At 64.6% G+C, this 13,976-nt stretch carries 10 protein-coding genes; 3 read left to right on the top strand and 7 right to left on the bottom strand.

Going from position 1 to position 13,976, the window contains the following annotated elements:
- Positions 1–51: 51 nt before the first annotated feature.
- Entirely contained in the window at positions 52–1,992 is a 1,941-nt protein-coding gene (locus QEN71_RS06335; protein WP_201650198.1) for an ATP-binding cassette domain-containing protein, read from the bottom strand.
- A 126-nt stretch (positions 1,993–2,118) separates the two neighbouring features.
- Between QEN71_RS06335 and QEN71_RS06340 the strand changes: the two genes are divergently transcribed.
- Positions 2,119–2,607, top strand: a complete 489-nt coding sequence (locus QEN71_RS06340; protein WP_201650199.1) for a glutathione peroxidase — start codon at positions 2,119–2,121, stop codon at positions 2,605–2,607.
- A 6-nt stretch (positions 2,608–2,613) separates the two neighbouring features.
- On the opposite strand, the gene cls is transcribed toward QEN71_RS06340, so the two are convergent.
- The 6 genes from cls to dapC all read right to left on the bottom strand — a co-directional run bounded on the left by cls (position 2,614) and on the right by dapC (position 8,905).
- Positions 2,614–4,050, bottom strand: coding sequence for a cardiolipin synthase (gene cls / locus QEN71_RS06345; protein WP_201650200.1), 1,437 nt, complete (start codon positions 4,048–4,050; stop codon positions 2,614–2,616).
- A 205-nt stretch (positions 4,051–4,255) separates the two neighbouring features.
- Positions 4,256–5,143 (bottom strand): 50S ribosomal protein L3 N(5)-glutamine methyltransferase, encoded by an 888-nt coding sequence (gene prmB, locus QEN71_RS06350; RefSeq protein WP_201650201.1) that lies wholly within the window; start codon positions 5,141–5,143, stop codon positions 4,256–4,258.
- A gap of 15 nt (positions 5,144–5,158) precedes the next feature.
- The gene (gene dapE, locus QEN71_RS06355) at positions 5,159–6,298 is read right to left on the bottom strand and encodes a succinyl-diaminopimelate desuccinylase (protein ID WP_201650202.1); all 1,140 of its coding nucleotides are present in this window, start codon (positions 6,296–6,298) and stop codon (positions 5,159–5,161) included.
- A gap of 99 nt (positions 6,299–6,397) precedes the next feature.
- A complete protein-coding gene (locus tag QEN71_RS06360; RefSeq protein ID WP_201650203.1) occupies positions 6,398–6,763 on the bottom strand; it encodes an ArsC family reductase in 366 nt (121 codons plus the stop codon).
- Positions 6,763–7,590, bottom strand: coding sequence for a 2,3,4,5-tetrahydropyridine-2,6-dicarboxylate N-succinyltransferase (gene dapD, locus QEN71_RS06365; RefSeq protein ID WP_201650204.1), 828 nt, complete (start codon positions 7,588–7,590; stop codon positions 6,763–6,765). The genes QEN71_RS06360 and dapD overlap by 1 nt, the downstream gene beginning before the upstream one ends.
- 97 nt (positions 7,591–7,687) lie before the next feature.
- Complete coding sequence (dapC, locus tag QEN71_RS06370) at positions 7,688–8,905, bottom strand: succinyldiaminopimelate transaminase (protein WP_201650205.1); 1,218 nt, start codon at positions 8,903–8,905, stop codon at positions 7,688–7,690.
- Positions 8,906–9,279: 374 nt separating this feature from the next.
- Here dapC and QEN71_RS06375 point away from each other — a divergent pair, with 374 nt between their 5' ends.
- Together QEN71_RS06375 and smc are read left to right on the top strand one after the other, a co-directional pair.
- Positions 9,280–10,248: a DMT family transporter gene (locus tag QEN71_RS06375; RefSeq protein ID WP_201650206.1), complete on the top strand. Its 969-nt coding sequence runs from the start codon at positions 9,280–9,282 to the stop codon at positions 10,246–10,248.
- 166 nt (positions 10,249–10,414) lie between these two features.
- A complete protein-coding gene (smc, locus tag QEN71_RS06380; RefSeq protein WP_201650207.1) occupies positions 10,415–13,933 on the top strand; it encodes a chromosome segregation protein SMC in 3,519 nt (1,172 codons plus the stop codon).
- Positions 13,934–13,976 lie beyond the last annotated feature (43 nt).

Here is a 13,976-nt window from a genome sequence, read left to right on the forward strand (position 1 = left end):
CTGGCGCGGCCTCGCTTCCCTGTGTGTTCCTTCGCCGGGGCGAAGGGGCCGTTAGCCGATTTGTTCGAGTTCCTCGTGCGCTTCGAGCCATTCGGCTTCGAGCGTTTCGAGTCTTGCGTTGACATCCGCCTGACGGCGTATCGATTCCGTCAGCTTCGTTTTCTGCTCGGCGGCGTAGCTGGCGGGATCGGCGACGAATGCGTCGAGCGTCGCCTTTTCCGCGTTCAGCGCGTCCATTTCCTTTTCGATCTTTGCAATGCGCGTTTGCAGCGGCTTCTTCAGATGCGCGAGCTTCTGGCGCGTTTCCGCTTCCAGACGGCGTTGCTCCTTGCGATTCACATCCGTGCTGCCCGCGTTGCCGTTCCCCGCTGCGCCGTCGCCGGCCTTCAACGCGGCGCGCTGTTCGGCGGCATGCTGCAGCAGCCAGTCGCGGTAGTCGTCGAGGTCGCCGTCGAACGGCTCCAGCCTGTGCTTCGCGACGAGCATAAACTGGTCCGTGGTCGCGCGCAGCAAATGCCGGTCGTGCGACACGAGGATCAGCGTGCCTTCGAACTGCGCGAGCGCCATGGTCAGCGCGTGGCGCGTTTCGAGATCCAGGTGGTTGGTCGGTTCGTCGAGCAGCAGCAGATTCGGCTTCTGCCAGATGATCAGCGCGAGCGCGAGACGCGCCTTTTCGCCGCCGGAGAAAGGCGCGATGGCGGCCGTCGCCATGTCGCCGGAAAAGTTGAAGCTGCCGAGGAAGTCGCGCAATTCCTGTTCGCGCGTGTCGGGCGCGAGTCGCGCCAGATGCTGCAACGGCGAGTCGTCGGGCCGAAGCGTTTCGAGCTGATGCTGCGCGAAGTAGCCGATCTGCAGACCCTTGCCTTGACGCACATGGCCGCCGAGTGCTTCCAGCGTGCCTGCGAGCGTCTTGATCAGCGTCGACTTGCCCTGACCGTTCGCGCCGAGCAGGCCGATGCGCTGCCCGTTCTGGATGGACAGCGCGACGCGTTCGACAATAGGAATCTCGCCGCCGGCTGCCGCGTGATAACCGCAGCGCACGTCTTCCATCACCATCATCGGATTCGGCGCGGAGTCGGGTGTACGGAACTCGAAGGTAAACGGCGACGCGATATGGGCGGGCGCGATCAGCTCCATCTTTTCGAGCGCCTTCATCCGGCTTTGCGCCTGGCGCGCCTTGGTCGCCTTCGCCTTGAAGCGGTCGACGAAGCTCTGCAGATGCTCGATGGTCTTGCGCTGCTTCTCGTACGCGCTTTGCTGCAACGCGAGTTGCTGCGCGCGCAGCACTTCGAATTGCGAGTAGTTGCCGCCGTACCGCTTGATCTGCTGGTTCTCGAGATGCAGCGTAACATTGCAGACCGAATCGAGAAATTCGCGGTCGTGCGAGATCACGATCAGCGTGCCTGGATAGCGGTGCAGCCAGTCTTCGAGCCAGACGATGGCGTCGAGGTCCAGGTGGTTGGTTGGTTCGTCGAGCAGCAGCAGGTCCGAGCGGCACATCAGCGCCTGCGCGAGATTCAGACGCATGCGCCAGCCGCCCGAAAAACTGCCGACGCTCGCGCGCGTCTGGTCGAGCGTGAAGCCCAGGCCGAGCAGCAAGGCTTCGGCGCGAGCGGGCGCCGTATAGCCGTCGGCGTCGGCGAACGCGGCGTGTGCCTCGCCTTCGGCCGCGCCGTCATGGGCCGCGGAGGCGGACGCGATGCGGGCTTCGATGGCGCGCAGCGCGGCGTCGCCGTCGAGCGTGTATTCGAGCGCGGTCTTGTCGACGGCGGGCGTTTCCTGTGCGACGTGCGCGATCTGCCACGACGGCGGCAGGGAGACATCGCCGCCGTCAGCGTGCAGTTCGCCGAGCAGAACGGAGAACAGAGTCGATTTGCCCGCGCCGTTTGCGCCCACGAGACCGGCTTTCTCGCCGGGATTGAGCGAGAACGTGGTCTGTTCGAAAAGCGGTTTCGTGCCGCGCGCGAGACTGAACTGGTTGAAGCGGATCACAACGAGGCCGGCTGAAAGAAAAACGCTATTTTAGACTGCGCGGCGCGCACCCAGGCATTGGCCGATCGGCCAGGTGGCGCGCGGCCTCGGAGCCATTAGACTAACGACATTCCTGGAGGGCGACACATGGCGGACAAGTCTTCGATTTATTCCTTCTCGGCACGCACGCTGGACGGCGAGCCGGTGAGCCTCGAACGTTACGACGGCAAGGTGATGCTGATCGTCAACACGGCGAGCGAATGCGGCTTCACGCCGCAATATGCGGGCTTGCAGAAACTGCACGAACAGTACGCGGCGCGCGGGTTGCAGGTGCTCGGTTTTCCGTGCAACCAGTTCGGCAAGCAGGAGCCCGGCGACGCCACGCAGATCGGTGCGTTCTGCGAGAAGAACTATGGCGTCACGTTCCAGATGTTCGACAAGATCGAAGTGAACGGCTCGGATGCGCATCCGCTGTTCAGGTTTCTGAAGGACGAAGCGCCCGGCGTGCTCGGACTCGAAGCGATCAAGTGGAATTTCACGAAGTTTCTGGTCGACCGCAACGGCAAGGTCGTCAAGCGCTACGCGCCGACCACGAAGCCCGAAACGATCACCGAGGACATCGAAGCGCTGCTGTAACGGGCATCAGAGAATCGGCGCGAATAACCGCGCAACATGCATCAGCACGCGCCGCAGTGCGGGCGCGTTGCGATACTCGCTGCGGTCTATCTCGTACGATTGGTCGAAATCGCGCAGCAGCATCTCTTCGACCTCGAGAGCGAAAGCGTGATCGACGGTCAGCACCATGATCTCGAAGTTCAGGCGGAACGAGCGGTTGTCGAGGTTCGCGCTGCCCACAGCGGCCGCCACGTCGTCGATCAGCACCACTTTCTGATGCAAAAAGCCCGGCCGGTAGCGGAACACCCGAACGCCGGCGCGGATCGAGTCAAACGCGTAAAGCTTCGACGCCTCGAACACCACACGGTGATCGCGCCGGCTCGGAATCAGGATGCGCACGTCGACGCCGCGCAGTGCCGCCAGCCGCAGCGCGGCGAACACGGCTTCGTCAGGGACGAGATAGGGCGTCGTGATCCAGATGCGCTCGCGCGCCGCGTTGATCGCTTCGACGAAGAATAGCGAGCAGGTTTCCTGCTTGTCGGCAGGGCCCGTCGGCACGACGAGGCAGTGCATGCCGTCGCCGGGCTCGACGGCCGGCGAATCGAATTGCGGCAGATCCTGCGTGGCCCAGTACCAGTCTTCCGTGAAGATGAACTGGATGCTCGCAACGACGGGACCACGCACCTCGATATGCGTATCGCGCCACGGCGAAAGCGGCGGCTTGCCGCCCAGATACTCGACGCCGACGTTATGCCCGCCGACGAACGCACGCTCGCCGTCGACCACGACGATTTTGCGGTGATTGCGGAAGTTGAGCTGGAAACGGTTGACGAACTTGCGGTTCGTCGCGAAAGGGTGCATCTGCACGCCGCCCGCGAGCAGCGACGCGACATAGCGATGCGGCAGATCGAAGCTGCCGATGCTGTCGTACAGCACATACACGCGCACGCCTTGCGCGGCCTTCGCGAGCAGCGCGTCCTTGAGCATCTCGCCGAGCGCGTCGGCGCGCACGATGAAAAACTGCACGATCACGTAGTGCTGCGCGTGTTCGATCGCATCGAGAATCGCCGCGAAGGTCGCTTCGCCGTTCACGAGCGTACGGACGCTGTTGCCGGGCAGAAACGGCATGCCGGAAAGCCGCGTGAGCGAGCGTACGAAATGATGTCCGAGCGCTTCTGTGGGACGGCCTTGCGATGAGGCTTCCGTGTCCCATTCGGGCGGATGCGCGCGCGTGCGCAGCGTTTCGTTTTCCAGGCGGCGCGCGTCGGCGTAACCGGCGAACTTGCTGCGCCCGAGAAACAGATACGGGACGAGCGTCAGATACGGCATCGCGACGAGCGACACCGCCCACGCGATCGCGCCTTGCGACGTGCGGGTATGCAGAATGGCATGACACGCCGCGATCACGCCCAGCGCGTGGGCGAGGAACACGAGCGTGCCGATGTGGAGCAGGTCGAATTGCATAAGCGTGCGAGGGATGACCGTCGCGCTGCGGGTGGTTGGCTTCGTGGTTCCGGCAGCGCGGTCGCGCTCATATTACCGAAAGCGTCCGCGTCGCGGTCAGCCCTTCGACGCGTCACGTCGAATGCGCAAGCTCAAAAACAAACGACGCACGGCGCTCCGGGGAGCAGCGTGCGTCGCGCGATGCAGCGTTGGCCGCGTGCAGACGTCAGTTGGCCGGGAGGTCGCTGGCCTGGATCAGGAACACGTTGTCGTCGCCGGCGCTCGTCGACATCCACACGAGATCGAGGCCGCCGAACGCCGCTTCGACGTGCGCGCGTTCGTTGCCGATTTCAACGACCAGCACGCCGTCGTCCGTCAGCCAGTTGCGCGCTTCGGCGATGATGCGGCGCACGATGTCCATGCCGTCCGCGCCGCCCGCCAGCGCCATCTCCGGCTCGTGCTTGTACTCCGGTGGCAGCGCCTTCATCGAATCAGCATTGACGTACGGCGGATTCGTAATGATCACGTCGTAGCGGCGCTCCGGCAACGGCGCGTACAGGTCGCCTTCGAACAGGGCAATCCGTTCTTCGAGCTGATACTCGTGGACATTGCGCGTCGCCACTTCGAGCGCGGCGGCCGACAGATCGACGGCATCGATATCGGCATTCGGGAACGCGTACGCCGAGAGAATTGCGAGACAGCCGGAGCCCGTGCACAGTTCGAGCACCGCGCCAACCTGTTCGGGATCCTCGACATAGGGCTGCAGGCCGTCCTGCAGCAATTCGCCGATGAACGAACGCGGCACGATCACGCGCTCGTCGACGTGAAAGCGGTGGCCGTGCATCCACGCTTCCTGCGTGATGTAGGCAGCTGGCACGCGATCTTTCGCGCGCCGTTCGACCACCTTCAGCACCGATTCGATTTCTTCGGGCGTGAGGCGCGCGTCGAGAAACGGCTCGAGCAGGTCGATGGGCAGATGCAGCGTGTGCAGCACGAGATACGCGGCTTCGTCATAAGCGTTCGACGAGCCGTGGCCGAACGCCAGTCCGGCCTGGTTGAAGCGCGACACCGCGTAGCGCAGCACGTCGCGAACCGTGGAAAACGGATGAGTCATGGTCGAGGCCCTCCGTCAGGCGATCAGTTGTTCGAGCACGCGTCGGTAGACGTTTTTGAGCGGCTCGATATGTGCGACTTCGATATGTTCGTCGATCTTGTGGATGCTCGCATTCAACGGACCGAATTCGACGACCTGCTTGCAGATGCGCGCGATGAAGCGGCCATCGGACGTGCCGCCCGTCGTCGACAGTTCCGTCGCGATGCCCGTTTCATCGTGGATCGCCTTTTCCAGCGCGTTCGACAGCTCGCCGCGCGGCGTGAGAAAGGGCAGGCCGCTCACGGTCCACTTCAGATCGTAGTCGAGACCATGTTTGTCGAGAATCTGATGAACACGGCTTTGCAGACCTTCGACCGTGCTCGCCGTCGAGAAACGGAAGTTGAACATCACCTCGGCATGGCCGGGGATGATGTTGGTCGCGCCCGTGCCGCTGTGCAGGTTCGACACCTGCCAGGTGGTAGGCGGGAAGTATTCGTTGCCTTCGTCCCAGTGCTCGGCGACCAGTTCGGCGAGCGCGGGCGCGAGCAGATGCACCGGGTTCTTTGCCAGATGCGGATACGCGATGTGGCCTTGCACGCCCTTGACGGTCAGCTTGCCCGACATCGAGCCGCGTCGGCCGTTCTTCACCATGTCGCCGAACTGCACGCTCGACGTCGGCTCGCCCACGACGCAAAAGTCGAGACGCTCGCCGCGAGCCTGCAACTCATTGACGACGATCACGGTGCCGTCCGTCGCCGGACCTTCTTCGTCGCTCGTGATGAGCAGCGCGAGCGAGCCGCGATGCTGCGGATGCGCAGCCACGAACTCTTCGCTCGCCACCACGAAGCCGGCGATCGACGCCTTCATGTCGGCGGCGCCCCGGCCATACAGCTTGCCGTCGCGATGGGTCGGTTCGAACGGCGCGGACGTCCATTGTTCGAGCGGGCCCGTGGGCACGACGTCGGTGTGGCCCGCGAACGCGAGCAGCTTGCCGTCCTTGCCCGCGGTGCCGCGCTTGACGGCCCACAGGTTCGTCACGCCGTTCGATTCGATCGTTTCGCATTCGAAGCCGATCGCGGACAGGCGCTCGATCAGAAGGCGCTGGCAGTTCTGGTCGTCGGGCGTCACGGACGCGCGGCCGATCAGGGCTTCGGTAAGGGCAAGAGTGCCGGACATCGATGCAGTTCCAAACTCAGGTGAAACTCAGGTGAAAAAATGCCGGCCCACGAAGGCCGGCAACAACAAGGCGACTTGATGCAAGCGTGCTGCGTTCGTTCAGCCGAACAGCGTCTCGTATTGTTCGGCGGAAAAGCCCAGCGTCTTCACGCGGCCGTTCACGACGACCACGGGCCGCTTGATGATCGACGGCTTGTGGATCATCAGCGCAATCGCGCCCGACGTCGTATCGGCTTCGGCCTTGTGCACGTCCGACAGGCCGCGCCAGGTCGTGCCGCGCTTGTTGATGAGCTGCTCCAGCGACACGTCCTTCAGCCAGTCCTGGACCAGCGCATTCGACACGCCCGCCTTCTTGAAGTCGTGGAACTCGAACTCGACGCCGTGCTCTTCGAGCCACACGCGGGCCTTCTTCACGGTGTCGCAGTTCGGAATGCCGTAGACGACAGTCTTCGCGGACTTCGCCATCAATCGCCTCGCAGCAGTTCGTTCAGGCCGACCTTCGCACGCGTCTTCGCGTCGACCTTCTTGACGATCACGGCGCAGTACAGGCTGTGCGAACCGTCCTTCGACGGCAGGTTGCCCGCAACCACCACCGAGCCCGCCGGAATGCGGCCGTACGTTACTTCGCCCGTTTCGCGGTCATAGATCTTCGTGCTCTGGCCGAGGTACACGCCCATCGAGATCACCGAGTTCTCTTCGACGATCACGCCTTCCACGACTTCCGAGCGCGCGCCGATGAAGCAGTTGTCTTCGATGATGACGGGGTTCGCCTGCAGCGGCTCCAGCACGCCGCCGATGCCCACGCCACCCGACAGGTGCACGTTCTTGCCGATCTGCGCGCACGAGCCGACGGTGGCCCACGTGTCGACCATCGTGCCTTCGTCGACGTAAGCGCCGATGTTGGTGTACGACGGCATCAGCACGACGTTCTTCGCGATGTACGAGCCGCGGCGCGCGATGGCGGGCGGCACGACGCGGAAGCCGCCTGCCGCGAAGTCTTCAGCCGTGTAGTTCGCGAACTTCGACGGCACCTTGTCGTAGAACTGGGAGTAACCGCCGGCGGGCATCGGCGCGTTGTCTTCCAGACGGAACGACAGCAGCACGGCCTTCTTCAGCCACTGGTTGACGACCCAGTCGCCATCCTTCTTTTCCGCGACGCGCAGCGCGCCCTTGTCCAGTTGCTCGATGGCGTGCGCGACGGCTTCGCGCACTTCGGCGGGCGCGGCCTTCGGCGACAGGTCGGCACGGTTGTCCCAGGCGTTATCGATGATCTGCTGAAGTTGTTGCGACATGTTCGTGGTGCTCTTTCGAGAGAGTTGAAATCGGAAAGCGGGTGAGGGCGGAGCGCAGCGGCGGCGCTCCATGACGTGCATGAATCTGCCGAAGAAACTAGCGTTTCAGCGAGCGGCAGAAACCGACGATGCGCTGCACGCCCTCCGTGCATTCGTCGACGCCCGCGACCAGCGCGAGGCGAACGAAATCGCGGCCGGGGTTCGTGTCGTGCGCGGTGCGCGCGAGATACGAGCCGGGCAGAACCGTCACATTATAGTCGGCGTACAGACGCTGGGCGAACTCGGCATCCGACAGGCCCGTGCGCGCGACGTTCGCCCACAGGTAGAACGCGGCGTCGGGCAGCTTGACGTCGAGCACGTCGGCGAGCATCGGCGTTACCGTCGAAAACTTCTGCACGTACATTGCGCGGTTTTCGCGCACGTGCGCTTCGTCGCTCCAGGCAGCGATGCTCGCCGTCTGATAAACGGTCGACAAGGCCGCGCCGTGGTACGTGCGGTACAGCAGGAACTGCTTGAGGATCGACGCGTCGCCCGCGACGAAGCCGGAGCGCATGCCCGGCACGTTCGAGCGCTTCGACAGGCTCGACAGCATGACGAGCCGCTCGAAGCCGCGCCCCAGTTTGTGCGCTGCTTCCAGGCCGCCGAGCGGCGGACGCGCTTCGTCGAAATAGATCTCGGAGTAGCATTCGTCAGAGGCGATCACAAAGCCGTGACGGTCCGACAGTTCGAACAGTTCGCGCCAGTCGTCGAGCGTCAGCACGGCGCCCGTCGGATTGCCCGGCGAGCAGACGTAGAGCAGCTGCGTGCGCGCCCAGATGTCGTCGGGGATGGCCGAATAGTCGCAGGCGAAGTTGCGCTTCGGGTCGCTATTGGCGAAATACGGCTGCGCGCCCGCCAGCAGCGCGGCGCCTTCATAGATTTGATAGAACGGGTTCGGACAGAGTACGATCGCAGGCTCGCCCCCGGCGTTTTTCTTCGGGTCGATCACGGTCTGCGCAAGCGCGAACAGCGCCTCGCGCGAACCGGCCACGGGCAGTACCTGAGTGGCGGGATCGACGGGCGGCAGGTTGTAGCGCGTCGTGACCCACTTCGCGATCGCTTCGCGCAGCGCCGGCGCACCGATGGTCGCCGGATACGCCGCGAGACCGCCGAGCGAATCGATCACGGCTTTGCGGATCAGTTCGGGCGTCGGATGTTTCGGCTCGCCGATCCCGAAGCTGATATGCGAGAGATGGGCGGGCGGCGTGACATCCTTGAAGAGCAGGCGCAGCTTTTCGAAGGGATAGGGCTGAAGAGAGTCGAGTAGCGGGTTCACTTGGCGGTTCGGGCGTATGTTCGGCGTGGACTGACACAGGTGAAGGCGGCGCGCGGCGGCCATCGGCGCGAAGGCCCGGATGCGTTGGCATCGGGCGGCTGACGGCTCGGGCGAGGAGTGACCGATTATAGCGTGTCGGCAAGCGGCGGCACGGCGCATTAGCCGATCGGACAAGGCTTTGCGCTGCCGCAGCAGATGCGAGCGGCGAAGCAGACGCGAAGGGCGTGAGACGAGGCGCCATGCGGGCAGTATCCCGATCGCGACGGTAACGGATTCAGAGGCAACGGCTGGCAGCGATCACGCGCCGCCGTCGTCCGCAACACAAGGCAGACAGACATGCAATACAGGCTGGACATCGGCGGGAGCGCCGCGCGATGAATCTCTCGCTTCGCAACGCGTGGCCCACGCTCGCGATCATGATGGGCGCGTCCGTATGGGGCATGGTCTGGTATCCGCTGCGCATGCTCCACGCGCTCGGCGTGACGGGCACGGCGGCGAGCGCGCTGACGAGCGGCGCAGGGTGTCTGTTCGTGCTGCTCGTGCGGCGCAGCGCGATCAAAACGATCCGCTGGCACTGGCTGCTGCCCGCGCTCGCGCTGTTCGCGGGCATCACCAATCTCGGCTTCGTGTGGGGCGCGATCCACGGCCAGGTGATGCGCGTGCTGCTGCTGTTCTATCTGACGCCCGCGTGGACGGCGCTCTTCGCTCACTTCATCCTGCATGAACGGCTGACCTGGGCGGGCGCTGCGCTCGCGGCGCTGTCGCTGGCGGGCGCGATGATGATGCTGTGGTCGCCGCAACTGGGGCTTCCCGTGCCCGGCAGCCTGGCCGAATGGGCGGGTCTCGCGGCGGGAATGTCGTTCGCGATGAGCAACGTGCTCATCCTCAAGACGAGCCGCGAATTGCCCGACATGCGCGCCGAGATGCGCACGGCCGTGATTTTCGGCGGCGCGGCGATCTTCGGCTCGTGCGCGTCGCTCTTCGAGTCCGTGCCTGCCGCTGCGCCCGCGGGCGCGCACATCGGCGAGGCCGTGCTGCTCGTGCTCGGAATCGGTTTCGTTCTGGCGACCAACAACATGCTCGTGCAATACGGCCTTGCGCGCGTGCCGGCGAACCGCGCGTCGATCATCATGCTGTTCGAAATAGTCGTGACGGCGCTCACCGCGTGGCTGTTCGCGAGCGAAGTGCCCGGTCCGCGCGAGTGGGCGGGCGGCGCGTGCATCGTGCTGGCCTCGGCGCTGTCGAGCTGGGTGCACCGCGCGAAGCGCCAGGAAGCGACGGGCGCGGACGAGGACGGAAACCCGGATGGCGACGGTAAGAATAGCCCACGCGCGATGGTATGATTCCCCCTCATTGGCCGGCGGTGCAGCGTAGGGCGCGCCGCGGCGCCGGAATCGCAGCGGGCTCGCGCTCCGTTGTGCCGCCTGACGGGCAGGGAGCCGCGGGCGGTTCGCACATCGAACCCGCGCGTTCCGTTTCCATAAATTATTTTTAAACAGCGATATCGCCGTGCGTCTGACCTCGATCAAACTCGCTGGCTTCAAGTCATTCGTCGATCCCACGCATTTCCAGGTTCCGGGCCAGCTTGTCGGCGTGGTCGGTCCCAATGGTTGCGGCAAGTCCAACATCATCGATGCCGTGCGCTGGGTGCTCGGCGAATCGCGCGCCTCGGAGCTGCGCGGCGAGTCGATGCAGGACGTGATCTTCAACGGCTCGACGGCGCGCAAGCCGGGCAGCCGCGCCAGCGTCGAACTTGTGTTCGACAACGCCGACGGCCGTGCCGCCGGCCAGTGGGGCCAGTATGCCGAAATCGCCGTCAAGCGCGTGCTGACGCGCGACGGCACCTCGAGCTACTACATCAACAATCTGCCGGCGCGCCGCCGCGACATCCAGGACATCTTCCTCGGCACGGGCCTCGGTCCGCGCGCGTACGCGATCATCGGCCAGGGCATGATCGCGCGGATCATCGAGGCGAAGCCCGAAGAACTGCGCGTGTTCCTTGAGGAAGCCGCGGGCGTCTCGAAGTACAAGGAACGCCGCCGCGAAACCGAGAATCGTCTGCACGACACGCGTGAGAATCTGACGCGCGTTGAAGACATCGTCCGCGAACTCACGACGAATCTGGAAAAGCTCGAGGCGCAAGCCGTCGTTGCGACGAAGTTCAAGGACTTGCAGGCCGACGGCGAAGAAAAGCAGCGTCTGCTGTGGCTGTTGCGCAAGAACGAAGCGGGCACCGAGCAGGACAAGCAGAAGCGCGCAATCGAACAGGCGCAGATCGACGTCGAAGCGCATACGGCGAAACTGCGTGAAGTCGAGGCACAACTCGAAACGCTGCGCGTCGCGAACTATTCGGCCAGCGACGCGATGCAGGGCGCTCAAGGCGCACTGTACGAAGCGAACGCCGAGGTGAGCCGCCTCGAAGCCGAAATCAAGTTCATCGTCGAATCGCGCAACCGCGTGCAGGCGCAGATCGCGGCGCTGACGGCGCAGCGCGAGCAGTGGCTCGCGCAGGCGCAAAAGGCGCAAGACGATCTCGAAGACGCAGAAATGGCGCTCGGCGAAGGCGAAGAGAAGGCCGTCATCGCCGAAGAGGCCGCGGCCGCGAAGCACGACGCGATGCCCGCGCTCGAAGCGCGCTGGCGCGATGCGCAGTCGCAGTTGAACGACGAACGTGCCGGCATCGCGCAGACCGAGCAGGCGATCAAGCTCGAAGCCGCGCATCAGCGCAACGCCGACCAGCAATTGCAGCAGCTGCAGCAGCGCCAGGAGCGTCTGAAGACGGAAGCGAGCGGTCTCGATGCGCCGGATGAGGCGCAGCTCGAAGAACTGCGCATGCAGCTCGCCGAGCACGAAGAGATTCTGCGCGAAGCACAAGAGCGTCTTGCCGATGCACAGGACACGCTGCCGCGTCTCGATGGCGAGCGCCGCGCTGCGCAGGACCGCGTGCAAGCCGAAAGCGCGCAGATCCATCAGCTCGAAGCGCGCCTTGCCGCGCTGCGTCAGTTGCAGGAGAACGTGCAGACGGAAGGCAAGATCCAGCCGTGGCTCGACAAGCACGAACTCGGCGCGCTGCCGCGTCTGTGGAAGAAGCTGCATGTCGAAGCCGGTTGGGAAACCGCGCTCGAATCGGTGCTGCGCGAGCGGCTGGCTGCGCTGGAAGTGTCGAACCTCGATTGGGTGAAGCACTTCGTCAGCGACGCGCCGCCCGCCAAGCTCGCGTTCTACGCGCCGCCCGCGGCCGGTCAGCCCGCTGCGGCGCCCGCGTCGCTGCGGCCGCTGCTGTCGCTGGTGCGGATCGACGATGCCGGCATTCGCGCCGTGCTCAACGACTGGCTCGGCAACGCCTTCGTCGCCGACGATCTGCCGCAAGCGCTGTCGATGCGCGCGCAATTGCCGGAAGGCGGCGCGTTCGTCGTCAAGGCGGGCCATGTGGTGACGCGCGTCGGCGTGCAGCTGTACGCGGCCGATTCGGAACAGGCGGGCATGCTCGCGCGCCAGCAGGAAATCGAAAACCTGACGCGCCAGGTGCGCGCGCAGGCGCTGCTCGCCGAAGAGGCGAAGGCGGCGGCGATTCGCGCGGAAGCCGCGCATACGCAGGCATCGAATGCGCTGACGGAAGTACGCCAGCAGGCGGAGCGCGCTACCCAGCGCGTGCATGCACTGCAAATGGATGTGCTCAAGCTCACGCAGGCACACGAGCGCTACACGCAGCGCAATACGCAGATCGGTGAGGAACTCGAAGAGATCACCGCGCAGATCGACGAGCAGCGTGCGTTGCGTGCCGAATCGGAAGCGAATTTCGAGCGCCATGATGCCGAACTCGCCGAATTGCAGGCGCGTTTCGAAGACAACCAGCTCGCGTTCGAATCGCTCGACGAAGAACTGAGCAATGCGCGCAACGGCGCGCGTGATCTCGACCGCGCCGCCACCGACGCGCGCTTCGCCGCGCGCAACATGGCGAACCGTATCGACGAACTGAAGCGCAGCATTCAGGTCGCGCACGAGCAGAGCGAGCGCGTGGCCGGCTCGCTCGAAGATGCCCGTGCCGAACTCGAGACGATCAACGAGCAGACGGCGCACACGGGTCTGCAGGACGCGCTGGATATTCGTCGCGTCAAGGAAGAGGCGCTGCATGCCGCGCGTCTCGAACTCGACGATCTGACTGCGAAGCTGCGCGCTGCGGACGAACTGCGTCTGACCACGGAGCGTGCGCTGCAGCCGCTGCGCGACCGCATCACCGAGCTGCAGTTGAAGGAACAGGCCGCGCGGCTGAACGCCGAGCAGTTCATCGAGCAGCTGACGGCGGCGGGCGTCGACGAAGCCGACTTGCAGGCGAAGCTCACGCCGGACATGAAGCCATCGTACCTGCAAGGCGAAGTGACGCGCATCAACAACGCGATCACGGCGCTCGGCCCGGTGAACATGGCCGCGCTCGACGAACTGAAAGCGGCTACCGAGCGCAAGTTCTTCCTCGACGCGCAATCGGCCGACCTGACGAACGCGATCGAAACGCTCGAAGACGCGATCCGCAAGATCGACCAGGAAACGCGCACGCTGCTGCAAGGCACGTTCGACGAAGTGAACCGTCATTTCGGCGAGCTGTTCCCGCGTCTGTTCGGCGGCGGGCAGGCAAAGTTGATCATGACGGGCGACGAGATTCTCGATGCCGGCGTGCAGGTCATGGCGCAGCCGCCGGGCAAGAAGAACTCGACGATTCACCTGTTGTCGGGCGGCGAAAAGGCGCTCACGGCGACGGCCCTCGTGTTCGCGATGTTCCAGCTGAATCCGGCGCCGTTCTGTCTGCTGGACGAAGTGGACGCGCCGCTCGACGACGCGAACACCGAGCGTTTCGCGAACCTTGTGCGCGCGATGTCGGCCAAAACACAGTTCCTGTTCATTTCGCACAACAAGATCGCGATGGAAATGGCGCAGCAACTGATCGGGGTGACGATGCAGGAGCAGGGCGTGTCGCGGATCGTGGCTGTCGACATGGAAACGGCTGCGGGATTTGTCCAGAATATCGTTTAAACGTCCACCCACGCATCGCCCGGCGTCCTGCCGGGTGACGCGC

It is taken from the genome of Paraburkholderia sabiae (assembly GCF_030412785.1).
GTDB classification, from domain to species: domain Bacteria; phylum Pseudomonadota; class Gammaproteobacteria; order Burkholderiales; family Burkholderiaceae; genus Paraburkholderia; species Paraburkholderia sabiae.